Source organism: Pectobacterium aquaticum (genome assembly GCF_003382565.3).
Taxonomy (GTDB): domain Bacteria; phylum Pseudomonadota; class Gammaproteobacteria; order Enterobacterales; family Enterobacteriaceae; genus Pectobacterium; species Pectobacterium aquaticum.
In genome coordinates this window covers 1,214,927-1,239,512 of record NZ_CP086253.1, presented here as the reverse complement: position 1 = coordinate 1,239,512, position 24,586 = coordinate 1,214,927, and the positions used below count along the sequence as shown (strand labels likewise).

Genomic DNA, 24,586 nt, shown 5'->3' with positions numbered 1-24,586 from the left:
TCGATGTTTTATATAGATGTAAAAAAAGGGAGCCTCAGCTCCCTTTTTGTTAAGGCTTGAATTACAGGCTTGCTGTAAAAGTACGAGCGATAACGTCGCGCTGCTGTTCTGGCGTCAGTGAGTTGAAACGCACAGCGTAACCAGATACGCGGATAGTCAGTTGCGGATAGTTTTCCGGATGCTTAACAGCATCTTCCAGCGTCTCACGGCGCAGAACGTTTACGTTCAGGTGTTGACCGCCTTCCACACGCACTTCAGGTTTGATTTCCAGCGGAATTTCACGATACTCGATCTGACCCAGATCGCTCACCGGAACGATTTGATCTTCGCTATAACCTGATTTAGCACACACGCAACGCGCCTGTGATTTTTCTTCATCCAGCAACCAGAAAGAATTGATCAGCGCGCTGTCGTTAGCCTTGGTGATTTGAATACCAGTAACCATAATTGCCTCCGTAAAACGGCGTGTTATTGTCTTAGTTAAAAAACTAACTGAGTAAAAATCGCTATCAGCAAAAAAACTGCTAAATTTCGTAACGATCGTATAAAACCGTTTGTATCTGCCTCTTATATACCAGCCTGACAACCAGACATCCTTGACTTAAATCAATTTTAAAAGCCCACGACTTGGCAGCCCGATGGCAATATATTGTTTTATATCAATTTTACCAACACACTGAATTGCAAATATTTTTGTAAATTTTCAATTTTTTTTCAAAAAAGGTCCTTTCATCCCGACAATAGCGGTTACGGTTTTACCTCAGGACGATAGATCGGTAAGCTACCGACAACACCATTCAACCTGTAAAAAAAGAGTGCATGATGGCGATCTCTCTCACCTGGCATGACGTGCTGGCACAAGAAAAGCAGCAGCCTTACTTCATTAATACCCTTGAATTCGTTGGGAAGGAACGTGCAGCGGGTAAAACTATCTATCCCCCGCAGAAGGATGTTTTCAACGCGTTCCGCTTTACTGAACTGCATCAGGTCAAAGTCGTCATTCTCGGGCAAGATCCCTATCACGGCCCGAATCAGGCACACGGGCTGTCATTTTCTGTACGTCCGGGCGTACCCGCTCCGCCTTCTCTGGGTAATATTTATAAAGAATTGGCGAGCGACATCCCTGGATTTGAAATTCCACGACACGGTTTTCTGCAAAGCTGGGCAGAGCAAGGCGTTTTACTGCTCAACACGGTATTAACCGTTGAAGCTGGACAGGCGCACTCGCATGCTAATTTGGGCTGGGAAACGTTTACTGACCGCGTCATCGCAGCATTGAATGAACAACGGGAAGGCCTGATTTTTCTGCTATGGGGCTCTCATGCACAGAAAAAAGGCAACATCATTGACCAGCAGCGCCATCATATTCTGAAATCGCCGCACCCTTCCCCACTGTCTGCACACCGTGGTTTCTTGGGCTGTAAGCATTTTTCTCAGGCTAATCAGCTTTTGGAACAGCAAGGGCTGTCGCCAATAGACTGGACGCCAAGGCTCCCGGAAGAGGCTTAAGCGATAACGGGTTGGTTGTCTTCAAAAAACGAAGGCGGCCAACTGTCGTTTACAAGGGATGGTTTACAAGAAATCGCTCACTAACGTATTGAGCAAATAAAAAACGTTCATTGAATGCAGATATATTGAGAAAGGGATGAATAAGCGTTAATTCGATGATTTGGTGGAGCTAAGCGGGATCGAACCGCTGACCTCTTGCATGCCATGCAAGCGCTCTCCCAGCTGAGCTATAGCCCCACAACGTGTGGAATGTTCGTGATAATGAACCAAACAGAGGGAGTGTTTGGTGGAGCTAAGCGGGATCGAACCGCTGACCTCTTGCATGCCATGCAAGCGCTCTCCCAGCTGAGCTATAGCCCCGTATCTTACAGCATCACCGCGAGGGCAAGTACTGTGCGAACGCGTCGCATAATATGAAACCCGATTCGCAGTGTCAACGGCTAAATCCGGTTATCCGATTAACCGCTGAAAAAGACGCCAAAGGTAAGAAAAAACAGGCGGCAATTTCGATGTCATCTCGTCATAAGCACAATTTAAATTGCAGTCTCAATAAAAAAGCTGCTAACGATAACGCGATTTATTATCATCATTTCACGTTACGCTTCTGCCTCTTATATAAGCCTCACCACATGCGCTATTTTCCTATGATTGTATTTTCTCTGATGGTATCTGCCTCTGGCATGTTGCCTGTTCGGGCGCAGCCAACCATTCCTGATATGACCGAACAAGCAAAAGCTCAATTTGAGATCAAGCTCGTTGAAATGAAAAGCGATGCACAGCATGTCTATCGGCTTTTCATGGCGCTTCCCCGCCAACCCGCACCTGAAGGCGGTTATCCGGTTCTGTACATGCTGGATGGCAACGCTCAGTTTCCCGTTGCCGTAAACAGCTACAATACAAAAAATGGCGCAGCACCGCTGATTGTCGCCGTGGGTTATCCGATCGATAAGCCTTACGATGTTCCCGCCAGAACGCGTGACTACACGCCACCGACAACGCTCACCGATCCAGATTTTGCCGCAGGCGGCGAAGCCGAAGCGTTTTATCAATTCCTGCAATCCACGGTAAAGCCCTGGGTTGAAGCGAACTACGCCGTAAATAAGCAAAAACAAACGCTGGCCGGGCACTCTTTCGGCGGTCTGTTTACGCTCTATACGCTGTTTAACCACACCGAATCTTTCCAGCGTTATGTTGCCGCAAGCCCGTCTATCTGGTGGGGAAATGGCGTCGTGATTCCGGCAAGAACGCCGCTGCTCGCTACACCACCGCTGTCAATAACCGTCACGGCAGGGGCAAATGAAGATGAGCAAGCCAAAACGCAGGCAGGTAAACCCGTTGATGAAAAGCGGGCAGAACGGATCAGCCAAAGAAAAATGGTGGAAAGAGCAACGGCACTGGTCGCACAGCTCAACGAACAAGGCACAAAAGCCGACTTTATTCTGTTCCTCGGTAAAGGGCACGGCGACGTGATCCCCGATGCCATCGGTAAAGCGGTTGCTATCGCCGGTCAATAATTCCCATAGCACGCCATAAAAAAATGAACCCCGGCTTCTGGCCAGGGTTCATTTTATATAACGCTATTCACGCGATAACGATTACTGCTGCGCTTCACGCTCGGCGATGAACGCCAGTGCTTTATCAATACGCGCCAGCGAACGCTGTTGACCAATCGCGTGCACAGTCACATCAACACCTGGAGACTGACCCGCGCCCGTTACCGCAACACGCAGCGGCATACCGACTTTACCCATGCCCTGACCCAGCTCGTCCGCCGTGCCCTGAATGGCGTGATGGATATTCTCCGGCGTCCAGCTCGTTATCGCGGCCAGCTTCTCGCGTACCAGCTCAAGCGGCTGACGGGCAACCGGACGCAAATGTTTCTTCGCGGCATCAGCGTCAAACTCAGCAAAATCTTCATAGAAATAACGGCAAGAATCCGCCATTTCTTTCAGCGTCTTGCAGCGTTCGCCCAGCAAACCAACCAGCTCGCTCAACTGCGGCCCAGTACGGGTGTCAATCCCTGCCTGCTCGATATGCCATAACAGATGTGTCGCCACATATTCTGCGGGTAAATGGTTAATATAGTGATGGTTCAGCCATTGCAGCTTCTCAGTATTGAAAGCGCTCGCCGATTTGTTGACAGCATCCAGCGAGAACAGCGATTTCATCTCATCTATAGAGAAGATTTCCTGATCGCCAGACGACCAGCCTAAACGCACCAGATAGTTCAGCAGTGCTTCCGGCAAATAGCCGTCATCGCGGTATTGCATTACACCCACAGCGCCGTGACGTTTGGACAATTTCTTACCGTCGTCGCCCAGGATCATCGACACATGCGCATATTCTGGCACGGGTGCGCCCAGCGCTTTCAGGATGTTGATCTGACGCGGCGTGTTGTTGATATGGTCTTCACCACGGATAACGTGCGTGATTTCCATATCCCAGTCATCGATAACGACACAGAAATTGTAGGTTGGTGAACCGTCAGTACGACGGATAATCAGGTCATCGAGCTCCTGATTGCTGAATTCGATCGGCCCGCGAATGCGGTCATTGAAGATGACCGAGCCTTCCTGCGGGTTGAGGAAACGCACGACGTGCGGCTCATTATCAGCATGGTGTTCGTGAGAGCCACGGCAACAGCCGTCGTAACGCGGCTTTTCGCCGTTTTCCATCTGCTTTTCACGCAGCGCTTCCAGACGCTCTTTAGAACAGTAGCACTTATATGCCGTACCGTTTTCCAGCATCTGATCGATGACTGCGTTGTAACGGTCAAAACGTTTAGTCTGGTAGTACGGGCCTTCATCCCAGTTCAGGCTCAGCCAGTTCATACCATCCATAATGGCATCAATCGCGTCCTGAGTTGAACGCTCCAGATCGGTATCTTCAATACGCAGCACGAACTCGCCGTCATGATGACGGGCAAACAGCCAAGAATACAGTGCGGTACGAGCGCCGCCGACGTGGAGATAGCCAGTAGGACTAGGGGCGAAACGGGTTTTGATTTTCATTTGGGATTACAGCCTTATTACGCAACGGCTGTCGGCATAGACCGACATAAGCTCAGAGAACAAAAGTGGGCAACATTCTATCACTCTGCTTCGATTCCTCAACGCCGTAACATGCCGCACATGCTTTTATTCTGCTAGCGATGGCAAGATAACAGGCTGAATTGCGCAAGGATGCAGCACCAACGGCGATAAATACGACGCCTTGACTAATTTTGCAACGAACAATCATTTTAGTTTTAAAAAGCGTTGACTCACATTCAAGGATCCCTATAATGCGACTCCACACAGCGGGGGTGATTAGCTCAGCTGGGAGAGCACCTCCCTTACAAGGAGGGGGTCGGCGGTTCGATCCCGTCATCACCCACCACTCTTTTGAGTTTTAAATAAGAGTAGCTCGCTGTGTAGAGTAAGAAGATTTGAGATTGGGTGATTAGCTCAGCTGGGAGAGCACCTCCCTTACAAGGAGGGGGTCGGCGGTTCGATCCCGTCATCACCCACCAATCTCATACCAGCTGGTCTTCTTATTAGAAGTTGAAGCAAGTCAAGAAGTAAATGTAGTTCAGAAGTGGGTGATTAGCTCAGCTGGGAGAGCACCTCCCTTACAAGGGGGGTCGGCGGTTCGATCCCGTCATCACCCACCACTTCTGCGGGTCGTTAGCTCAGTCGGTAGAGCAGTTGACTTTTAATCAATTGGTCGCAGGTTCGAATCCTGCACGACCCACCACTTCCGCAAAGTTATTCCTATCTGAAGTAAATCCATCCAATGTTATATATTGTGCATGTCGTGTAGGTGAGAACCTGCTCAATGATTCCGCGTTAGCTTTCCCAATATTCAATGAAGTACCGCAGCCCTACTCAGCTACGGCACCTAAATATCACGCCAGTACGGCTAAATCCGCAGCGTCAAAACCGCGTAATTTATCAGTCTGCCCAGAACGCACTTTTTGTACCCATTGCGCATCAGAAAGCAGGACTCGGCCTACCGCGATCAGGTCAAACTCCTCTCGCTCCATCCGAGCGTGCAGATTGTCCAATGCCGCCGTGCCAGAACCTTCACCACCAAACGCAGCAAAGAAATCCGAGCTCAATCCCACTGAGCCAACGCTAATTGTCGCCGCACCCGTCAGTTTTTTCGCCCAACCGGCGAAGTTCAGCCCTTCCGCCCCATCAACCTCCGGGAATTCAGGCTCCCAGAAACGACGCTGGGAACAGTGAAGAATATCCACACCCGCCTCAACCAGCGGCGCTAACCAGTCCGTCATCTCCTGTGGGGAACTCGCCAGCCGCGCACTATAGTCCTGCTGCTTCCACTGACTCACACGCAGGATCAGCGGGAAATCCTCACCAACAGCGGTCCGGACAGCACGAATTACCTCAGCGGCAAAGCGAGAACGTTCGCGGATCGTTGCGCCACCAAAGGCATCTTCACGCTTATTCGTGCCCGACCAAAAGAATTGGTCGATCAGGTAACCATGTGCACCATGCAGTTCCAACGTGTCAAAACCCAATCGTTTCGCATCCGCCGCAGCGCGAGCGAAAGCTGCCACGGTATCGGCAATATCTTCTTCGGTCATCACCACACCGCGAGGCTCATCTGGACTGACGATTCCCGAGGGGCTTTCAACAGGCGCATCAGGCTCCCAGCCACGTCCGTGGGTTGAACCCGTATGCCAAATTTGCGGCCCAATACGACCACCAGCGGCATGAACCGCTTTCGCCACCGCGTCCCAACCGGTCAACGCGGCTTCGCCGTGAAAGAGCGGGATTCCTGGCATATTACGCGAAGCGGGACGATCGACTACCGTTCCCTCTGTCAGAATCAGCCCAACTCCCCCTTCGGCACGGCGGCGATAATATTCCGCCTGCGCTGGGCCAGGAATGCCGTTTTCAGCCATACCTCGCGTCATCGGTGCCATAACAATGCGGTTAGGAAGGGTTAACCCTTTCAACGTGAAGGGACTAAACAGAACATCATCAGACATAAATATTTCCTTTTATGGTTTAACGCTATCGCGGCGTTGAATATCGATTAGAAACTCAATTCATGCGGTTAAGCAACCCCAGTTAACTCGACATCCCGTAAAAATAATACCGCTCCACTTGCAATATAGATGATATATGACATATATAATAAATGTCACACAACATCTAAAAATAAAGGTAGCAGCATGAAATACACGACTTTTGGACGTAATACGGGCTTACGCGTTTCCGAACTTGCTCTCGGAACAGGAAATTTTGGCACCGGTTGGGGCTATGGTTCTGAAAAAGAACAGGCTAAACAGGTATTTGATCGTTATGCCAACGCGGGCGGCAACTTCATCGATACAGCGGATGCTTACCAGTTAGGCCAATCTGAGCAAATGGTCGGAGAATTCATTGCCGCAGATCGCGACCATTTTGTCGTTGCGACGAAGTACACCTTAAGTGCCATGCCGGATGCCGGAATTTCCCAAACCGGCAATAGCCGCAAGAACATGATCTCATCAGTCGAAAACAGCCTAAAACGGCTAAACACCGATCGTATCGATGTACTGTGGGCGCACTTTGATGACCAATTAACGCCACTGGAAGAGATTGTTCGCGCTTTCGACGATCTCGTTCGGGCAGGGAAAATCCAGTACGCAGGCTTCTCTAATTTCCCCGCCTGGCGCATTGCCAGAGCGGACACCATCGCGGAACTGCGCGGCTGGTCGCGAATTGCCGGTATTCAGGTGGAATACAGTCTGGTGCAGCGCACCGCAGAACGAGAGCTACTGCCGATGGCTGAAGCAATGGGGCTGGCAGCAACGCTTTGGTCTCCACTGGGTGGCGGCCTGCTGACGGGAAAATACCGTAAAAGTAAAGAAGGCCGTCTGATCGGTTTTGGCGGAAGACTAGTACACACAGAGCAAGACACAACCTTGTTGGACGAGGTCTTTCGCGTGGCAAACGACTTAAATGTCATGCCAATACAGATTGCCATCGCCTGGCTGCGACATAAATCCGCCCGCGCTAGCACCAGCCTGATCCCCATTCTGGGCTCCCGCACACTGGCGCAGTTGGACGATACACTGGTTGCATTAGGTGTGACGCTAAGCGACGATCAGGTCGCACGACTGGACGACGTCAGTGCTATTTCGCTGGGGACGCCGCACGATCAGATCGCAGGGTCATTGCCTCGGGCTCAAGGGGGCAACAGTGCTCATATTATTACACCGTGGCCGCCACGGGCCTGATCTGGCTATTGATGAAAGGCATCATCTATTGAGTCTGACTTTTTCATACCCTAAGATGATGCCTGACAGAAAGAGGAGAACAGCATGGCCCGTGTATCAAAACAGCAGATGGAGCGTAACCGAGAGGAAATCATTCAGGTTTCTTCACAACTCTTTCGTGAACGGGGCCTGAACGGCGTCAGCGTGAACGACTTGATGGCCGCGGCCGGCTTAACTCACGGTGGCTTTTATGGTCATTTTGCTTCTAAGGATGAGCTCGCTGCCATCGCTAGCCGAAAAGCGCTTGAGGACTCTCGCTCGCGTTGGCAGGAAATAACTCAGCACGCAGGTCAACATGACCTGCAAACGATGGTGGAACACTATCTTTCCCCCGCCCATCGTGACGGCGCTAAGGACGGCTGTGCGCTCACTGCGCTAGCCAGCGACATAGCCAGAGAAAGTGAAGACAAACCGATACGTGAGGTTTATCTCAGTGGTGTCAGAGCCATGCTGGACAGGCTGGAGTCTCTATCGACGATAAAAGATAAAGACCAGCGCCGACTGCATGCTCTGGCGCAATTCGCCCTGTTATCCGGCGCACTCACGTTAGCGCGAGCAACGGCTGGCGATCCTTTGTCAGACGACTTTCTTATCGCCGCCAAAAAAGCGCTGCTTGGCGACGCATAAACAGGTTATGAAAAAGGGACCTGTCACATCCAAGATAGGTTCCAAATTCTATCCCCTCTAAAACGATTCCCTTTATGCAATCCATTCCTCTTGCCTTCAGCCATTCAGACTGTGTTTCTTTTTCATAACATCTTGTTATTGCATTATTCCCATCCATCATTAGACCGCCGCAATCGCGGTGCTATGCTTATCTGCGTTTACTGTTCACGTAATTTTTTGACAGAAAATATCAAATTTATTGGTTTTCTATTCTGTCCCTAAATCGACGACACTGCCGCACTATATAAACAAGCATTACCAATCAGCATTTTTGCTCACTTATGAGGTTGTCTATTATGATTGCTCAGTTGAATCAGTGGTTCACGCGTTTAACCGATCATCCTGATGCAGGTAAACTTTTACTGCGTTTAACCGTGGGTATTCTGCTGCTGTTTCACGGCGTAGCAAAAGTTGAGCACGGTGTAGGCTGGATAGTACAGATGCTGCAAGGTGCAGGCCTGCCTGGTTTTATCGCTTATGGCGTTTATATCGGTGAGGTTGTTGCCCCGATTCTGATTATTCTGGGCGTATTTACCCGCGTTTCAGGCCTGATTGCCGCGCTGACGCTGGTTGTTGCTACGCTGATGGTGGGAATGGGTAAATTCTTCACTCTGACCAAAGTGGGTGCCTGGGCGCTGGAATTGGAAGCACTCTATTTCTTCGCGGGCATTATCATCATGCTGGTCGGTAGTGGTCGCTATTCTGTTGCCTCTAACCCCGCTTATCGCTAATCCTTGCCACCCAGCAGGTATTCACGACAAAAGCAAAAAACCCGCGGATTCGCGGGTTTTTTATTTCGATGCCCTATCGATCAAATTTCCCAATCGTGACTATAACGCTTGGGTTTGAACTGAATCACATCGCCTTTCTGTAGCCCGTGCAGGCTTGCATCGTCTTTTGCAACTTCCGCTTCAATCAGCTCTGACTGCTCGCCCAGCTTCAACGACAGACGAGTCAAGGCACCGAGTGGGCGAATATCTCGCACTGTCACTGCCTGATAGCCTTCCTGCGCCTGAACGGATAACGACACTTCATGCGGACGAAACAGAATCGTCTCTTCCGTCTGCGCCACTTTCAGTCGGTTACTGTCGCCAAGGAAATGGTAAACAAATTCGCTGGCTGGGTTGTTATACACTTCCGCTGGCGTGCCGATTTGTTCAATCACGCCTTTGTTCATCAGCACGATGCGGTCAGCGACTTCCATCGCTTCTTCCTGATCGTGCGTCACAAATACCGACGTCAGATCGATATCTTCATGCAACTGAGACAGCCAGCGACGCAGCTCTTTACGTACCTTGGCATCCAGTGCGCCAAAAGGTTCATCCAGCAGCAGGATGCTCGGCTCGACGATCAACGCACGCGCCAGTGCAATACGCTGGCGTTGGCCGCCGGAAAGCTGTTCAGGATAGCGATCCCCAAGCCAGTCCAACTGCACCAGATTCAGCAATTCATGCACTTTCTTTTCGATGTCACTCTTCGATGGCCGGATATTTTTAGGCTTCATTCGCAGCCCAAACGCCACGTTATCGAACACCGTCATGTGACGGAACAACGCGTAGTGCTGGAATACGAACCCCACGTTGCGTTTACGCACATCGTGAACGGACACATCCTGACCGTGAAAGATAATGCTACCGCTATCCGGCTGTTCCAGCCCGGCGATAATACGCAGCAGCGTCGTCTTACCACAGCCCGATGGCCCAAGCAGCGCCACCAGCTCACCGCTATGGATCGACAAATTAATCTCGTTCAGCGCCCGGAACTGGCCAAATTGTTTATTAATATTGCGAATTTCAATGCTCATTTTTGGCCAACTCCTGTTGTTTCTGTATTTGCTTCGTCAATCGACCTTCACTCCACTGGCGCAGCAGCAACACCACTAGCGACATTATCAGCAGCAGAATCGCCACGCTGAAAGCGGCAACGATGTTGTACTCGTTATAAAGAATTTCGATATGCAGCGGCAGCGTGTTAGTCAGTCCGCGGATGTGGCCGGAAATAACGGAAACGGCGCCAAATTCCCCCATCGCACGCGCGGTACACAGCACTACGCCGTAGATCAACGCCCATTTCACATTCGGCAGCGTAATGTGCCAGAACATTTGCCAGCCGTTCGCCCCTAGCAACCGCGCCGCTTCTTCTTCCTGCGAGCCTTGCTCTTCCATCAACGGAATCAGCTCACGCGCAACATAGGGCAGCGTGACAAAAATTGTCGCCAGTACGATGCCCGGCACGGCGTAAACAATTTGCAGATCGTGTTCGAGCAGAAAAGGATGGAGCGAGCTTTGTGCCCCAAACAGCAGCACATACACCAGCCCCGCAACCACGGGCGAAACGGAGAATGGCAAATCGATCAGCGCCAGCAAAAAGCTCTTGCCACGAAATTCGAATTTCGTCACGCACCACGCTGTCGCCAGCCCGAACACCACATTTAACGGCACAGAAATGACGGTCGCGAGTAGCGTCAGCTTAAGCGCAGAGATCGCATCCGGTTCGGTAATCGCGTCCCAAAATGCGCCGACACCTTTATCCAGCCCCTGAGTCATCACCATCATCAACGGCAGCACCAGAATCAGAAAAAAGACGACCCACGCGAGTGAAATCAGAATGTAATAGGCGGCGGGCTGTTTTTTTCTTTTAGCCGCGCTGGCCTGAGCGGAAATAACCTGTTCCATGACGACCGGCCCTTACAGTTTCGGTTGAATGCGGCGCTGCAACACGTTAATCAGCAGCAGCATAATGAAAGAAACCAGCAACATGAATACGCCGATCCCAGTTGCTCCCTTGTAGTCATACTGATCGAGCTTGGAGACGATCAGCAGCGGCAGGATTTCGGTTTTAAATGGAATATTCCCCGCGATAAATACCACGGAACCGTATTCTCCAACCCCACGGGCAAAGGCCAGCGCAAACCCCGTCAGCCACGCCGGTAACACCGCAGGCAGCAAGACATGGCGGAAAACCTGAAGCGGACGTGCACCAAGGCAGGCGGCTGCTTCTTCCACTTCTTTCGGAATATCAGCCAGCACCGGTTGCAGCGTTCTGACCACGAAAGGCAGCGTGACGAAAATGAGCGCCAGCGTGATGCCAATACCGGTGTAGGCAATTTTGAACGGAAACAGCGAGCCAATCAGGCCATTCGGCGCATACAACGCCGTCAGCGCGATCCCCGCCACGGCAGTTGGCAGCGCGAAGGGCATGTCGATCATGGCATCGATCACTTTACGGCCGGGAAAGGTATACCGCACAAGCACCCAGGCCAGCAGCGTCCCGAGAATACCGTTAATCAACGCCGCTGCCAGCGCCGTACCAAACGAAAGCCGTAGGGAGAAAAGCACCTGACGGCTGGTGATCAGATCCCAAAACTGACCAAACGTTAGTTGGCTGGCATACAAAAACATCCCCGCCAACGGAATGAGGACAATTAATCCTAAATAGCTCAGGCTAAACCCTAACGTTAGCCCGAAACCGGGGATCACTGAGGAAGAACGTTGTGACATACCGTGCCTTTAATTTTCATACTCACTACCCAGCCAACAACTGCTTGCCGACGCGCGCTACCTGACAGAAAGGTTAAGGCGGCAGATCCTCTGCCTTCTTAACCTGAAAAAAGCCGCTAGGGTGATAGCAGCCTTAATCCGTCAGACATTAGAAACTTACTTATTAATCTCTTTAAAGATGGCGTCGAACACACCGCCATCGTTAAAGTATTTTTCCTGTGCCGCTTTCCAGCCGCCGAAATCCTTATCAATCGTCACCAGATTCACCGGTGCAAACTGATCTTTAAACTCTTCAGCGATCTTGGCATTACGTGGACGGTAGAAATTTTTACCGATGATGCGCTGCGCTTCATCGCTGTAGAGGTATTGCAGATAGGCTTCAGCCTGTTTCTGCGTCCCTTTGCGCTCAACGACTTTGTCGACAACGGCAACCGGCGGTTCTGCCAGAATCGACAGAGACGGCGTCACGATCTCAAGCTGATCGCCGCCCTGCTCTTGCAGAGACAGGTACGCTTCGTTTTCCCATGCCAGCAGCACATCGCCTAGCTGACGTTGCACAAAGCTGATGGTTGCCCCACGCGCACCGGTATCCAGTACGGGCGCATGGCGATACAGTTCAGTGACAAATTTCAGTGCGGTTTCATCATTACCACCCGGTTGCGCTTTGGCATAAGCCCAGGCAGCCAGGAAGTTCCAACGCGCGCCGCCGGAGGTTTTCGGGTTTGGCGTGATCACGTCAACGCCCGGCTTCACCAGATCGTTCCAGTCTTTGATTTGCTTCGGATTACCTTTGCGCACCAGAAAAACGATGGTGGAGGTGTAAGGGGTGCTGTTGTCAGGCAGACGTGCCTGCCATTTAGGATCGATCATCGGTTGATTCAGATTTAGTGCATCAATGTCACCCGCCAGCGCCAGCGTCACCACATCAGCCTGTAAGCCGTCAATTACCGAACGCGCCTGCTTTCCAGAACCGCCGTGCGAATTTTTGATGGTGATATCTTCACCGCTAGTGGCTTTCCAATGCTTAATAAACGCCGCATTGTATTGCTGATAGAGTTCGCGCGTCGGATCGTAAGACACGTTTAATAATTCGGTAGCCGCCGAGGCCACACCAGAAAACAACAGTGCTGCCGTAGCAACAGATAACCCCAGACGACGTATTGGCATTCTTATCACTCCCTAATGCTCGAAAGTATCAGATGAAATCATGACGGATGTGACTGATTAATAAATTAAACAATTCGATTTACAGGACAAAACGTTATCGATTTGAACCGCGTACATGCCGCTTGAGATAGGACGGGTATATCAGGCTGACAACATGGAAGTGACAATAGTGGATATAAGGAAGGGGCAAAAATATTGTTTCGCGATAATTTATGCTATCGCGTTATATTGTTAATGATTATGTAATAGTTTTCAGTCTAAGCAATTTTGTTGCAGCGGCAATCTTTTTACGACTGGATATGAGGTAACCCTGATGCCTTGCGGCATCAGGTGGATACGGTGCAAGGGAAACTTGAGTGACGGAGGACGTAAACGGCGTGTCTTTCTGCCCTACTCTTCTTCGTCCAGTTGCAAAGCCACGTACAACAGCAGACGATCGTCAAAATTCCCCAGATCTAACCCCGTTAGTTCAGAGATGCGGTTAAGGCGATATTCCAGCGTATTACGGTGGATAAACAGCGCTTTCGCCGTCGCGCCGGGCTGGACGTTGTTACGGAACCAGGCACCCAACGTCCGACGCAGCAGACCATTGCCGTCCATTGCTTTAAGCTTCGAAAGCGGACGCACCAGTTCGTTTGCCTGCCAGCCGCCGCGCAGGCTGTCCAGCAGCACGGGTAACATCAAATCCTGATAGTAATAACAGCGCTGGGCGGGCATACGCTGTTTGCCTACGCTCATGGTCGTTCGTGCCGTGCGGTAGGAGCGCGCGATGCTACCGGAGCCCGCAAAATAGTTCCCCAGCGCCAGACGTACCCGCAGCCGACTGCTTTCCGCCATACGCGACATCAGCGTATCCACGCGACGCCGGTGTTCCTCTGCATCCCAGCGACCGTGGCTGTTCAGTGCCGGTTTTAGCACCACCATTTCCGTCAGAGAAACGATAGCAATGAGGTTGTCGCGTTCCGGCGTGGTCAGCAACGTCTGCAACTGCTGTAGCTCTGCCATAGCAGAGTCGACGCCGAGTTGCCCGCTGTCCACTTCGATCACCGCTGCGACACGCGGCTTATTTAGATCGATGCCTAAGCGCTGCGCCCACTCCATGAGCGCGGGAGACAGATCGTCGGTGCGAATCAGGTTCAGTACCAGCTCTTCACGCAGGCGGCTATCCTGCGCCAGCATATGCAACAGCCTCGCTTGCTCCAGCATCATTTCCGCCGTCATGCAGACAAGCTCGCCGTACTGCCGTAGCTGGCTAGGATTCCCCGTCAGGCCGATGACGCCAACAATTTCACCGTCGATGCGCAAAGGTAAATTGATGCCCGGGCGCACACCGTGCAGGTGACGCGCCACAGCATCATCAATATCGACAACTCGCCCCTGTGAAAGCGCCAGCAGCGCGCCTTCGTGCAGTTCCCCCAATCGTTCCTGATCGCCACTGCCGATGATCTTACCGCGAGCATCCATCACGTTGATATTGCTATCAATGATCTGCATGGTCCGCGCGACAATATCCTGCGCCATCTTGGCATTAAGATGATACGACGCCATTTTTACCTCTGAGAGGAACATTGACAATTGCACCAGCATACCGCCACACGGCGCGCCACACATTGTGCAAATTAACAAAGAAACGGGAATTAGATTAAATCTGTGGAAGAACTCACAAAAGCACTTTCAGGGAGAAGCGAGAGGTAGCTGGGCACCCGCGTGCCCAGCGAAAAGACTAACGTAACAAATTGTCTTAAAAGGTAATTATTAACTTACACATTGAACAAATTGATTACTGAGCCAACAGGTAAATCGTGCTGTCACCGCGACGCACATTCAAGGCCAATACGGCCGGTTTGCTGTCCAGAATTTTACGCAACTCGCCAATATTCTGTACCGGCTGTTGGTTAACGCCCAGAATAATGTCGTCCTTCTTCAGGCCAACCTTAGCCGCTGCGGAACCGGGTTTAACGTTATCCACCTTGACGCCTTTTTTGTCGTCCACCTGAGTATTGCTCAGCTCGGCACCTTCAATGCCAGAGTAAAGATTACCGGAAGCCACCTGAGCCTGATTGCTCTGTTGCAGCGTTACCTCAACCGTCAGCGCTTTACCCTCACGCAGCAGTCCCAGCGCGACTTTGCTGCCCACTGGCAGCGATCCAACCTGCGCACGCAGTGCAGAGAAGCTGCTGACTGCTTTACCATTCAGCGTGACGATCACATCGCCCGCCTTGATGCCCGCCTCATCTGCCGCCGACTTCGGCCGCACCTGGCTCACAAACGCACCGCGCTGTGCATCGACCTTCATCGCCTGAGCCAGTTCGGAGTTCAGCTCTGTCCCGGTGATACCCAGCTCGCCGCGCTTCACTTCACCAAATTCGACAATCTGTGCCACGACGCTTTTCACCATATTGCTGGGGATAGCGAAACCAATCCCGATATTGCCGCCATCTGGAGCAAGAATCGCGGTATTCAACCCAACCAGCTCTCCGTTCAGGTTGACCAGCGCACCACCGGAATTCCCCCGGTTGATCGCTGCATCGGTCTGAATAAAGTTCTCGTAGTTTTCAATATTCAACCCGCTACGCCCCAGCGCGGACACAATGCCCGATGTCGCCGTCTCGCCCAGACCATACGGATTACCAATCGCTACCGTATAATCACCGACCCGCAGTTGGTCAGAATCTGCGACCTTAATTGCCGTCAGATTTTTAAAATCTTTCAACTGCACCAGCGCGATATCGGAACGTGTGTCTTTGCCTAACACTTTGCCATCATACTTGCGGCCATCGCTGAGTCGAACCTGAATCTTGTCAGCGTTATCCACCACATGGCTGTTGGTCACCACATAGCCTTTCTCTGCATTAATCACGACGCCCGCGCCCAGCGCCTGGAAATTTTCCTGCTGCGCTGGCTGGCCGTCGTCGTCACCTTCTCCCTGACACATTGGCGATGACTGGAACGGCGATCCCTCCTGACAGAAAGGCGAGTTTTCACCAAAAAACGGCTGAAGCTGCGGTGGGATCCCTTCTTTTCCCTCATTGCCCGCATGGGTGGTATGCCCTTCCACGTAGATGCTCACCACAGAAGGCATGACATTTTCCAGCATAGGAGCCAGGCTGGGTAATTGACCCGATGACGCGGCAGACGCCGCTGACTCAGCGGCATTCGCCGTGGTGGAGCCTATCGCCATCGCCAGACTTAACGCCAGCACACTCAGAACCAGTGATTTTCTTTTCATAGGAGGTTATCTCATAGTCATCAACACGCGAGTCTTACGGCCCGTGTACCCGACACCGGGTACACTCAGTGGTCGTGCTGTATGAGATAAATATGGACCAACAAGGTTCCAAAGGGGAAGATCGTGAAGCGTAAGGAAATATTGAACGGCTTTACAAAAGTCGTGATTTCCGTTGCTGCCTGTTCATCGCTAATCTGCCGCCATCAGCTTGCGGTATTCGTCGTAGGCGTACAAATCCGTCATACCGCTGATGTAATCCTGAATCAGGCGCGCCCGATAATAATATTCACGGATGACACGCTCGGTTTCGGGTAATCCTTCCAACTCGGTAACCGCTTCGCAATAGGCCAGACAGTGCTTGCTGGATAGCTTGTGGTAAAGCCGCGTTTCAATCGGATAGCGCTTGTGCGTATCGTCGCTTACAAGCTGGCTGAAATCCTGATAGGGCATCTCAAGCAGCGGGCTATAAATATCCAGCAGGCCGCGAATCACGCGGTCACCCTGTAGCTCCAACTGTTCAACTTCATGGTGGTTAAAAACGTGCTTTAAGGCGACGCGTTTAAAAATGCCTAACAGGCGGTTCTGCGGGCTGTCGTCCTCAAGCAATGCCTGATTAAACGATCCAGCATAGACCTCCGGCAGGTTGTCGATAAAACGCTGCGCGGCATGCGGCACCATCTGCCCCACGGTATGAACACGGAGATTCATGAAGAACTGATCGTCGTGGCTACGCCATTGAAAGCGCTCACGTTCTTTGTAAGCGCGTTCAATTGTTTTAGCGAAAATGTCTTTCTCTGTTCCTGTGCCCCAATTCTCGCGCAGACGATCGTAAAGTTCTTCGATCGTGAGGATATCTTTCTCGACTGCATCCTCAAGATCCGCGATGCAGTAGGACACATCATCAGCCGCTTCCATAATGTAGCTCAGCGGATGACGGTGAAATTCGCCCATATCCAGCTCTTCACGCAGTGTGGCGACAAACGCTTCCTCTGCCAGATAGTAGCCCGGCTTCTTCATCAAATAATGGTAATCCGCCGGAAGCTCGCCGTGCCAGTACGCGGGGCGGGTGTATTTCAAAATGCAGGCCACCTGTCCGTAGGTCAGGTTGAGCTTCAGCAACGTATGCACCAGACGGATCGCCTGTGCGTTGCCTTCAAAATGGCTCAGATCCTGCCGAATCTGCCCGCGCAGATCGTCCAGCCCATCTTGCTGCATCCGCAGCGTGGGGACTCTACAGTCATCGACGCGTTCCGGGGATTCACTGTCCAGATAGTGGCTATCCAGCAATTTTCTGAACCATTGATTAATCGCGGATTCGCCAAAATGCCCAAACGGCGGATTGCCGATGTCATGCATCAGGCATGCCATTTCGACCAGACTTTCAAACGGCGTTTCTCTGTCTTTCAGACCCAGCGATGTCAGCCGTCCATCGGCTTGCAGACGGTGCAAAATTTCTTTGGCGATATAGCGGCCAACCTGCTGAACTTCCATCGAATGAGTCAGACGGGAGCGGACAGCCGCATTACGTTCTAGCGGAAAGACCTGGGTTTTTTGCTGTAAACGGCGGATGGCCGCGGAGTTAATAATACGACCCCGATCGCTCTCAAACTGGCGCACAATCGCATAGCCATCATCAAGCGTTTTAGACCGGCTAAAATAGCGCTGAAAGCTCATTTTTTTGGCGAAATCGATATCAGACATACGGTTCTCCCTATCATCCCGCGACAGCACAATAATGGACATTCCATCTCATCCCGCTAGCCATGATAGACTAACATCAGCGATATACACCTAATGCTGGTCATTTAACGATCGAGATACACGGTGCGACCACAGGGGTGAGGCATCCCTGCGGGAACCTCCCCCCTGTGTTTCCCCTAAAATGGGACTTCAGTGACCAGCATTAGGTATACGCCTTCCATTTATAACAGAATTTGTGGGGAACCTTATGAAAGTCGGTATTATCGGTGCGATGGAACAAGAAGTAACGCTGCTGCGCGATCGAATTGAAAACCGTCAGACCTTCCAGCGTGCGGGTTGCGAAATTTACACCGGACAAATCAACGGCGTAGAAGTCGCGCTGCTGAAATCCGGTATCGGCAAAGTCTCCGCCGCACTGGGCACCACGCTGCTGCTGGAACACAGCAAGCCGGACGTCGTCATTAACACCGGTTCTGCTGGCGGACTGGCACCGACATTGAACGTCGGTGATATCGTCGTTTCCGATGAAGTGCGCTACCACGATGCTGACGTCACGGCCTTTGGCTATGAACCCGGCCAGATGGCGGGCTGCCCCGCCGCTTTCCCTGCCGATGAAAAACTCATCACACTGGCGCAGGAAGCAATTGCCGAGTTACAGCTGAACGCCGTGCGCGGCCTGGTTGTCAGCGGTGATGCCTTCATTAACGGCGCAGAGCCGTTAGCTCGTATCCGCACCACGTTCCCAAAGGCGATTGCCGTAGAAATGGAAGCGACTGCGATCGCCCATGTCTGCCACCAGTTCGCCGTCCCGTTTGTGGTTGTACGCGCGATTTCTGATGTGGCCGATAAAGCCTCACACCTGAGTTTCGATGAGTTCCTGAGCGTTGCGGCACAGCAATCAACGCGGATGGTAGAAGCGATTCTGGCCAAGCTGGCCGCACGCTAATCGTGACAGTCAGGCTCCTCTGCTGGCTGACCGGGCTACTGCTCTGCTCTGCCGCTTATGCCATTCCGCAGCGAGTGATCAGTCTCGCACCACACGCGACGGAAATGGCCTATGCGGCAGGCATGGGCGAACAACTGGTTGCGGTCAGCGCCTGGTCAGATTACCCGCCAGAAGCGAAAAAGCTGGAACAGGTAGCTTCCTGGCAGGGAATCAACCTGGAGCGGATCCTCGCCCTCAAACCCGACCTGATTCTGGCGTGGCGCGAGGGGAACCCGCAGCGGCCGCTGGAACAGCTCGCCAATTTCTCGATTCCTATCGTTTATCTGGATGCGAAGACGTTAGACGATATTCCGGCGTCACTACGACAGCTGGCGACCTATAGCCGCCATCCTGAGCAAGCCGAACGAGCCGCGACAGATTTTCAGCAGGAAATAGGTGAGCTCCGGCACTCTGGCAAGGCACCTCACGCCGCGCCAGTGCGGGTATTCATTCAATTTGGCACTCAACCGCTGTTTACTTCTTCGCAAGCAACGCTGCAAAGCCAGATCGTTTCACTGTGCGGCGCCGAAAATGTCTTTAGCGACAGCCCCGTGCCCTGGCCGCAGGTCAGCCGTGAACAGGTGTTAAGACGCCAGCCGCAGGCCATTATTGTCGGTGGTGCGCCAGAGAGGATTTCCAACGTGCAGGCGTTTTGGCAGCCGCAGTTAGCGGCTCCGGTTATTACCGTCAATGAAGACTGGTTTAGCCGCAGCGGCCCTCGTTTGCTATTGGCAGCCCAGCAAATTTGTTCTCAATTAGCAGAGTTAAGACCCACGCTTTCGTCAGCCAGGTGATTGTTAATTAACACCATGAAACCATTCCGCTGACAATAGCTTCGTTAGTATTTATGGCGCCTGTAGCACGGCATATACAGGGTGTCAGGGCGGACAAATTAACGCTCAACTGACGATACTACCGGCGTGCGGCGTAACGCCTCAGTCCGGTCAATATCAAATGTAACGTAGCCTCTGTACCACAACCTAAAATTACTGAGTCACGTATTCATATCGATCAGACAAAATTTTCGACCTCTGCGGCAAAATCGCACAGGGTACGGAAACGCGTCTGATTACGGTCGCATGGTCGTCACAGTAAAAACAGGGGCGTGTTTTCTTAACGCTTCCTATCATTGGCTTATTGTCTGCGATAAAAAATGTCTGCTATAAAAAAACCGTGTCTCGGCAACAAGACACGGTTTTTATTTTTTTAGTCGGTGAATAACCGCAACGCAGGATCAGACGCTGAAAGAGGAACCACAGCCGCAGGTGGATTTCGCATTCGGATTCGTGACGATGAAACGAGAACCTTCCAGCCCTTCGGTATAATCCACCGCACCGCCAACCAGATATTGCAGGCTCATCGGATCAACTACCAGCGCCACACCTTGTTTCTCAATGGTCATATCGCCGTCGTTGATTTGATCATCAAAGGTAAAACCATACTGGAAACCGCTACAGCCGCCGCCCGTGATATACACGCGCAGTTTCAGCTCTGGGTTTTCTTCATCAGCAATCAGGTTTTTCACCTTGCTTGCCGCCGCATCGGTAAATTGCAGAGGCAGTGCTGCTATATCATCGCTCATATTTTTACTCCCAACTCAGGGCTTATCAGGTGATAGACCCATATTCATACGCTTATTATCCGGCAGTATGCGAAAACGTTCAAGATTTGACAGCCCTACCCTAAATAATTCGAGTTTCAGGAAGGCGGCAACCGCACGAATCCCCAGGAGCTTACTCAAGTAAGTGACTGGGGTGAGTAAGGAAAGCCAACACACATGCAACTTGAAGTATGACGGGTAGATTGTTGAAATAATCGCCGTATTATGCCGTCTCATACACCACACAGCCAGTACTCTCAGTGGGTATGATGCGGCGCGTTTTCAAGTGAAAACCCGCACAGCGATTTCATAACGGCGGTCAGTTCATTAGAATACCCCTACATTTTACGATCAAGACCAGTCAGGACCGCGTAATGAACAAATCTGAAAGCCTGTATGCTGCGGCACAGCAACTTATTCCCGGCGGAGTGAACTCACCCGTTCGTGCTTTTAACGGCGTCGGCGGCACGCCGCTGTTCATCGAACGGGCTGATGGCGCTTATCTCTACGACGCTGACGATCAAGCGTACATTGATTACGTGGGTTCGTGGGGTCCGATGGTGCTGGGTCACAATCATCCGGCAATCCGTGATGCGGTAATCGCGGCAGCGGAGCGCGGCCTGAGCTTTGGCGCACCGACAGAAATGGAAGTGCAGATGGCGCGTCTGGTCACCTCACTGGTGCCGAGTATGGATATGGTGCGGATGGTCAACTCCGGTACGGAGGCCACCATGAGCGCGATCCGTCTGGCGCGTGGTTACACGGGCCGCGACAAAATCATCAAATTTGAAGGCTGCTACCACGGCCACGCCGATTGCCTGCTGGTGAAAGCCGGTTCCGGCGCGCTGACATTGGGCCAGCCTAATTCCCCCGGCGTTCCAGCCGATTTCGCCCGCCACACGCTGACCTGCGTCTATAACGATCTGTCATCCGTTCGCGCTGCATTTGAACAATATCCTGACGAGATCGCCGCGATTATTGTCGAACCGGTTGCGGGCAACATGAACTGCGTTCCACCGCTGCCAGATTTCCTTCCCGGCCTGCGTGCTCTGTGTGACGAGTTTGGTGCCCTGTTCATTATCGATGAAGTAATGACCGGTTTCCGTGTCGCACTGGCGGGTGCACAGTCGCACTACGGCGTAGTGCCAGATCTAACCTGTCTGGGGAAAATCATCGGCGGCGGCATGCCAGTTGGCGCATTCGGCGGTAAGCGTGAGGTCATGCAGGCGCTGGCACCGACCGGCCCGGTTTATCAGGCAGGAACGCTGTCCGGTAACCCGATTGCCATGGCCGCAGGCTTTGCCTGTTTGACGGAAGTGGCGAAACCCGGCGTACATGAAAAACTCACCGCGTTGACCAATCAACTGGCTGACGGCCTGCTGGCTGCCGCGCAAGCCGAAAACATTCCGCTAGTGGTGAATCAGGCGGGCGGTATGTTCGGTCTGTTCTTCACGGATGCCGAGAGCGTCACCTGCTATCAGGATGTGATGAAGTGCGACGTCGAGCGCTTTAAGCGGTTCTTCCACATGATGCTGGAAGAAGGAATTTACCTCGCGCCGTCCGCGTTTGAAGCGGGCTTTATGTCGCTGGCACACACGCCACAGGACATCGATCGCACTATAGAAGCCGCACAGCTCTGCTTCTCACGGTTGTAAAAGCCAACTGAATACACGACGACGGCGTCACTCACTGGCGCCGTCATTTCAGCGCAAACCAGACGCACCATTAATCCCCATTCCCCGGCTCGATACCGCTCATTTCACACGCCAGCGCCCCCGCGCGCTTAAGCGCATAGGTGTAGCGTTCATCAAACGGGTAGCAACACGATAGCCGAAGCGCGTGCTTACAGCGGCCACTTAGCGTATAGAGCTCGCCGGGCGTGACGCAAATTTTCTCTTGCAACAGACGATGGAATAATTCCACCCCATCGACATTACCCGGCAATTCCAGCCAGAAAACAAAACCGCCCTGCGGCTGCGTCGCGCGTGTCCCCTGCGGAAAATGCCGGGCAATCAGCCCGCGCGCCTCATCCATCTGCGCGGCATAGCGACGGCGCAGCGTGCGCAGATGGTGATCGTAACCGCCAGACTCCAGAAACTGCGCCAACGTTTCCGATAGCAGCGCCGATTCCGCCATTGACGATACCGCTTTCAGCCGCGCCACTTTGGCGCGGAAACGGCCTGACGCCATCCAGCCGATGCGAAAATCGGGTGCCAGCGTTTTCGTGAAGCTGGAGCAGTAAATCACCCAGCCTTCGCGATCGAAGGCTTTCACTGTCGGCGACAGCGGCCAGGTAAACTGAAGTTCGCTGTATAACCCATCCTCAATAAGTGGCACCTGATAATCGTTCACCAGCTTTGCCAGCCGCTTTTTATCTGCCAGCGTCATGCTGCATCCGAGCGGATTCTGCGCGTTCGGCATAGTAATAATCGCCTGTAATCGCTGTTCTGACAGCAGCAGTTCCAACGCATCCAGTGCAAGACCACGTTGCGGATCGGTGGGAATTTCCACCGTTTTCAATCCCAGACTGGCAAGCAGAGGAAAGAGATAAAAATAGGTTGGCGTTTCCAGCCCCACACAGTCGCCCGGCTGCGTAACCGTGCGTAGCGCCAGCTGTAGCGCTTCCATACAGCCGTGGGTGATCGTGATGTCCTCGCGGGTCAATGTCATACCCAAATCCATCGCCCGCCGCGCCACTTCGCGCCGCAGCCGTTCACTGCCCGGCGGCAGCGCATAGCGACCAATCAGCTCAGGCTGTCGTCGCAGCAAAGAAGCAGCAATACGGCTGATCTTTTCGGTAGGGTAGAAATCGGTATGCTGCGGGCACGCCAGAGAAATGTTGGTGTAGTCTGGGTGGGTCTGAGCAGCAAACACGGTATCAATCAGATCCAGTTTTTCACTGCCCGGCACAATCACCTGCGCACGGTGAGGCTTGCTCTCCGTCAGCGACGGCAGACGCCCCCGCACAAAATAGCCGGACTGCGGTCGCGCTTCGATCAGCCCGCGATCTTCAAGAATACGCCAGGCATTCAACACCGTATTCACACTCACCTGATGCGAACCGGCAACGCGGCGAATAGAAGGCAGGCGGCTTCCCGGCGCTAACGTTCCTTGATGAATCGCCGTGGCGAAAGTTTCCGCGAGCTGTTGATAGAGCGTACTTTCTTGTGAGTCGATAATGGACACAGTTCCCCCGCAAGCCGATGAATACAGTTAACGATTAATGCATTTTGTACCCATAACAATAATCATTTTGTGTATCTGTAACCATTTCTTTTTTCTGCCTACCATAGTGTTCTCCCCCATCATCAGGATAACACCATGCTCGACCCTTCTTTTTTCAGCTACGTCACCGTCATGTCTATCACGCCGGGGCCCAATAATCTGCTGCTGGCGACGTCAGGCGTCAATTTTGGCCTGCGTCGTACTGTGCCGATGCTAATGGGTATTTTAATTGGCTGTGCGCTACAAACAGCACTGATGGGCGTAGCATTAGAGCTGTTACTGAGCTGGCTGGGCATGATTCGCCTCCCGCTCACTGTGCTGGGGTGCGTCTATTTGCTGTGGCTATCGTGGAAAATCGTGCGCTCATCAGCACCGGAATTACAGGGGCGAGTACAGCCGATGACGGTACTGCAAGGGACGTTATTTCAGGCGGTAAACCCAAAGGCCTGGCTAATGTCCAGCAACATCGCGCTGCTGTATACCGCCAGCAACGGCGTGTTGACCATTATGATCGCCTTTATGGCGCTAAACCTGCCCTGCATTTTGGTCTGGGCGTTACTCGGCGATCGCATCGGTAAACATTTACAAGAGCCGTGGAAATTGAAGGCCTTCAACGGCATCATGGCGCTTTCTCTGGTGCTTACCACCTGCTGGATGCTGGTTGAAGCTATCAACGTCTCCGGCTAGCCGCTGTTCGTCGGCGGACTTCCCTTCCCGCCGTGATCTCGAGGCTTTT

21 protein-coding genes and 6 tRNA genes are annotated in these 24,586 nt (G+C 52.4%); 13 read left to right on the top strand and 14 right to left on the bottom strand.

Annotation, left to right across the window (positions count from 1 at the left end):
- Window positions 1-61: 61 nt before the first annotated feature.
- Entirely contained in the window at window positions 62-445 is a 384-nt protein-coding gene (gene grcA, locus DMB82_RS05835) for an autonomous glycyl radical cofactor GrcA (protein WP_005973551.1), read from the bottom strand.
- A gap of 377 nt (window positions 446-822) precedes the next feature.
- Between grcA and ung the strand changes: the two genes are divergently transcribed.
- A complete protein-coding gene (gene ung / locus DMB82_RS05830) occupies window positions 823-1,509 on the top strand; it encodes a uracil-DNA glycosylase (RefSeq protein WP_116163078.1) in 687 nt (228 codons plus the stop codon).
- 161 nt (window positions 1,510-1,670) lie between these two features.
- Here the strand turns inward: ung and DMB82_RS05825 are convergent.
- Window positions 1,671-1,746, bottom strand: a tRNA-Ala gene (locus tag DMB82_RS05825).
- A 47-nt stretch (window positions 1,747-1,793) separates the two neighbouring features.
- Window positions 1,794-1,869: transfer RNA gene (locus DMB82_RS05820), tRNA-Ala, on the bottom strand.
- Between the two features lie 284 nt (window positions 1,870-2,153).
- On the opposite strand from DMB82_RS05820, the gene DMB82_RS05815 reads away from it, so the two are divergent.
- Window positions 2,154-3,023: an alpha/beta hydrolase gene (locus tag DMB82_RS05815; RefSeq protein ID WP_226306221.1), complete on the top strand. Its 870-nt coding sequence runs from the start codon at window positions 2,154-2,156 to the stop codon at window positions 3,021-3,023.
- Between the two features lie 81 nt (window positions 3,024-3,104).
- Here DMB82_RS05815 and gltX read toward each other — a convergent pair whose 3' ends face one another.
- Window positions 3,105-4,520 (bottom strand): glutamate--tRNA ligase, encoded by a 1,416-nt coding sequence (gltX, locus tag DMB82_RS05810; RefSeq protein ID WP_102118564.1) that lies wholly within the window; start codon window positions 4,518-4,520, stop codon window positions 3,105-3,107.
- A 291-nt stretch (window positions 4,521-4,811) separates the two neighbouring features.
- Between gltX and DMB82_RS05805 the strand changes: the two genes are divergently transcribed.
- The 4 genes from DMB82_RS05805 (at window position 4,812) to DMB82_RS05790 (ending at window position 5,244) form a co-directional block, all read left to right on the top strand.
- Window positions 4,812-4,887: transfer RNA gene (locus DMB82_RS05805), tRNA-Val, on the top strand.
- 57 nt (window positions 4,888-4,944) lie between these two features.
- Window positions 4,945-5,020 (top strand) — tRNA-Val (locus DMB82_RS05800).
- A gap of 67 nt (window positions 5,021-5,087) precedes the next feature.
- Window positions 5,088-5,161, top strand: a tRNA-Val gene (locus DMB82_RS05795).
- A gap of 7 nt (window positions 5,162-5,168) precedes the next feature.
- Window positions 5,169-5,244, top strand: a tRNA-Lys gene (locus DMB82_RS05790).
- A gap of 151 nt (window positions 5,245-5,395) precedes the next feature.
- Here the strand turns inward: DMB82_RS05790 and DMB82_RS05785 are convergent.
- Window positions 5,396-6,502 carry an NADH:flavin oxidoreductase gene (locus DMB82_RS05785; RefSeq protein WP_102118565.1) on the bottom strand — a complete coding sequence of 369 codons (1,107 nt, stop codon included), beginning with the start codon at window positions 6,500-6,502 and terminating at the stop codon, window positions 5,396-5,398.
- A gap of 186 nt (window positions 6,503-6,688) precedes the next feature.
- On the opposite strand from DMB82_RS05785, the gene DMB82_RS05780 reads away from it, so the two are divergent.
- From DMB82_RS05780 to DMB82_RS05770, 3 genes are all read left to right on the top strand, one after another.
- Window positions 6,689-7,738 (top strand): aldo/keto reductase, encoded by a 1,050-nt coding sequence (locus DMB82_RS05780; protein WP_102118566.1) that lies wholly within the window; start codon window positions 6,689-6,691, stop codon window positions 7,736-7,738.
- An 84-nt stretch (window positions 7,739-7,822) separates the two neighbouring features.
- A complete protein-coding gene (locus DMB82_RS05775; RefSeq protein ID WP_116156217.1) occupies window positions 7,823-8,404 on the top strand; it encodes a TetR/AcrR family transcriptional regulator in 582 nt (193 codons plus the stop codon).
- Between the two features lie 335 nt (window positions 8,405-8,739).
- Entirely contained in the window at window positions 8,740-9,174 is a 435-nt protein-coding gene (locus DMB82_RS05770; RefSeq protein WP_102118568.1) for a DoxX family protein, read from the top strand.
- Between the two features lie 80 nt (window positions 9,175-9,254).
- Here DMB82_RS05770 and DMB82_RS05765 read toward each other — a convergent pair whose 3' ends face one another.
- The 7 genes from DMB82_RS05765 to dgt all read right to left on the bottom strand — a co-directional run bounded on the left by DMB82_RS05765 (window position 9,255) and on the right by dgt (window position 18,040).
- Window positions 9,255-10,247, bottom strand: a complete 993-nt coding sequence (locus tag DMB82_RS05765; protein ID WP_010299494.1) for a sulfate/molybdate ABC transporter ATP-binding protein — start codon at window positions 10,245-10,247, stop codon at window positions 9,255-9,257.
- Window positions 10,237-11,118 (bottom strand): sulfate ABC transporter permease subunit CysW, encoded by an 882-nt coding sequence (gene cysW, locus DMB82_RS05760; RefSeq protein WP_116156216.1) that lies wholly within the window; start codon window positions 11,116-11,118, stop codon window positions 10,237-10,239. The genes DMB82_RS05765 and cysW overlap by 11 nt, the downstream gene beginning before the upstream one ends.
- 12 nt (window positions 11,119-11,130) lie before the next feature.
- Complete coding sequence (gene cysT, locus DMB82_RS05755; RefSeq protein WP_102118570.1) at window positions 11,131-11,943, bottom strand: sulfate ABC transporter permease subunit CysT; 813 nt, start codon at window positions 11,941-11,943, stop codon at window positions 11,131-11,133.
- A 156-nt stretch (window positions 11,944-12,099) separates the two neighbouring features.
- Entirely contained in the window at window positions 12,100-13,104 is a 1,005-nt protein-coding gene (locus DMB82_RS05750) for a sulfate ABC transporter substrate-binding protein (RefSeq protein ID WP_420892628.1), read from the bottom strand.
- Window positions 13,105-13,500: 396 nt separating this feature from the next.
- A complete protein-coding gene (locus tag DMB82_RS05745) occupies window positions 13,501-14,658 on the bottom strand; it encodes a CdaR family transcriptional regulator (protein ID WP_102118572.1) in 1,158 nt (385 codons plus the stop codon).
- 232 nt (window positions 14,659-14,890) lie between these two features.
- Window positions 14,891-16,339 carry a serine endoprotease DegP gene (gene degP / locus DMB82_RS05740; RefSeq protein ID WP_102118573.1) on the bottom strand — a complete coding sequence of 483 codons (1,449 nt, stop codon included), beginning with the start codon at window positions 16,337-16,339 and terminating at the stop codon, window positions 14,891-14,893.
- A 189-nt stretch (window positions 16,340-16,528) separates the two neighbouring features.
- Entirely contained in the window at window positions 16,529-18,040 is a 1,512-nt protein-coding gene (gene dgt / locus DMB82_RS05735) for a dGTPase (RefSeq protein WP_116156215.1), read from the bottom strand.
- A 247-nt stretch (window positions 18,041-18,287) separates the two neighbouring features.
- Here dgt and mtnN point away from each other — a divergent pair, with 247 nt between their 5' ends.
- Both mtnN and btuF read left to right on the top strand, forming a co-directional pair.
- Window positions 18,288-18,986: a 5'-methylthioadenosine/S-adenosylhomocysteine nucleosidase gene (mtnN, locus tag DMB82_RS05730; RefSeq protein ID WP_102118575.1), complete on the top strand. Its 699-nt coding sequence runs from the start codon at window positions 18,288-18,290 to the stop codon at window positions 18,984-18,986.
- Between the two features lie 2 nt (window positions 18,987-18,988).
- On the top strand, window positions 18,989-19,819 hold the full coding sequence (gene btuF, locus DMB82_RS05725; RefSeq protein ID WP_116163082.1) for a vitamin B12 ABC transporter substrate-binding protein BtuF: 831 nt from the start codon (window positions 18,989-18,991) through the stop codon (window positions 19,817-19,819).
- A 440-nt stretch (window positions 19,820-20,259) separates the two neighbouring features.
- Here btuF and erpA read toward each other — a convergent pair whose 3' ends face one another.
- Complete coding sequence (gene erpA / locus DMB82_RS05720) at window positions 20,260-20,607, bottom strand: iron-sulfur cluster insertion protein ErpA (RefSeq protein WP_005969047.1); 348 nt, start codon at window positions 20,605-20,607, stop codon at window positions 20,260-20,262.
- Between the two features lie 392 nt (window positions 20,608-20,999).
- On the opposite strand from erpA, the gene hemL reads away from it, so the two are divergent.
- Entirely contained in the window at window positions 21,000-22,280 is a 1,281-nt protein-coding gene (gene hemL / locus DMB82_RS05715) for a glutamate-1-semialdehyde 2,1-aminomutase (RefSeq protein WP_116163086.1), read from the top strand.
- Between the two features lie 70 nt (window positions 22,281-22,350).
- Here hemL and DMB82_RS05710 read toward each other — a convergent pair whose 3' ends face one another.
- Window positions 22,351-23,811: an aminotransferase-like domain-containing protein gene (locus DMB82_RS05710; RefSeq protein WP_116163088.1), complete on the bottom strand. Its 1,461-nt coding sequence runs from the start codon at window positions 23,809-23,811 to the stop codon at window positions 22,351-22,353.
- A 135-nt stretch (window positions 23,812-23,946) separates the two neighbouring features.
- Between DMB82_RS05710 and DMB82_RS05705 the strand changes: the two genes are divergently transcribed.
- Entirely contained in the window at window positions 23,947-24,537 is a 591-nt protein-coding gene (locus DMB82_RS05705; RefSeq protein WP_102118580.1) for a LysE family translocator, read from the top strand.
- Window positions 24,538-24,586: the final 49 nt, after the last annotated feature.

Excerpts from the sequence above, each read along its gene's own strand:
- grcA (WP_005973551.1), bottom strand. The coding sequence starts at position 445 with ATGGTTACTGGTATTCAAATCACCAAGGCTAACGACAGCGCGCTGATC.
- ung (WP_116163078.1), top strand. The coding sequence starts at position 823 with ATGGCGATCTCTCTCACCTGGCATGACGTGCTGGCACAAGAAAAGCAG.
- DMB82_RS05815 (WP_226306221.1), top strand. The coding sequence starts at position 2,154 with ATGATTGTATTTTCTCTGATGGTATCTGCCTCTGGCATGTTGCCTGTT.
- gltX (WP_102118564.1), bottom strand. The coding sequence starts at position 4,520 with ATGAAAATCAAAACCCGTTTCGCCCCTAGTCCTACTGGCTATCTCCAC.
- DMB82_RS05785 (WP_102118565.1), bottom strand. The coding sequence starts at position 6,502 with ATGTCTGATGATGTTCTGTTTAGTCCCTTCACGTTGAAAGGGTTAACC.
- DMB82_RS05780 (WP_102118566.1), top strand. The coding sequence starts at position 6,689 with ATGAAATACACGACTTTTGGACGTAATACGGGCTTACGCGTTTCCGAA.
- DMB82_RS05775 (WP_116156217.1), top strand. The coding sequence starts at position 7,823 with ATGGCCCGTGTATCAAAACAGCAGATGGAGCGTAACCGAGAGGAAATC.
- DMB82_RS05770 (WP_102118568.1), top strand. The coding sequence starts at position 8,740 with ATGATTGCTCAGTTGAATCAGTGGTTCACGCGTTTAACCGATCATCCT.
- DMB82_RS05765 (WP_010299494.1), bottom strand. The coding sequence starts at position 10,247 with ATGAGCATTGAAATTCGCAATATTAATAAACAATTTGGCCAGTTCCGG.
- cysW (WP_116156216.1), bottom strand. The coding sequence starts at position 11,118 with ATGGAACAGGTTATTTCCGCTCAGGCCAGCGCGGCTAAAAGAAAAAAA.
- cysT (WP_102118570.1), bottom strand. The coding sequence starts at position 11,943 with ATGTCACAACGTTCTTCCTCAGTGATCCCCGGTTTCGGGCTAACGTTA.
- DMB82_RS05745 (WP_102118572.1), bottom strand. The coding sequence starts at position 14,658 with ATGGCGTCGTATCATCTTAATGCCAAGATGGCGCAGGATATTGTCGCG.
- degP (WP_102118573.1), bottom strand. The coding sequence starts at position 16,339 with ATGAAAAGAAAATCACTGGTTCTGAGTGTGCTGGCGTTAAGTCTGGCG.
- dgt (WP_116156215.1), bottom strand. The coding sequence starts at position 18,040 with ATGTCTGATATCGATTTCGCCAAAAAAATGAGCTTTCAGCGCTATTTT.
- mtnN (WP_102118575.1), top strand. The coding sequence starts at position 18,288 with ATGAAAGTCGGTATTATCGGTGCGATGGAACAAGAAGTAACGCTGCTG.
- erpA (WP_005969047.1), bottom strand. The coding sequence starts at position 20,607 with ATGAGCGATGATATAGCAGCACTGCCTCTGCAATTTACCGATGCGGCG.
- hemL (WP_116163086.1), top strand. The coding sequence starts at position 21,000 with ATGAACAAATCTGAAAGCCTGTATGCTGCGGCACAGCAACTTATTCCC.
- DMB82_RS05705 (WP_102118580.1), top strand. The coding sequence starts at position 23,947 with ATGCTCGACCCTTCTTTTTTCAGCTACGTCACCGTCATGTCTATCACG.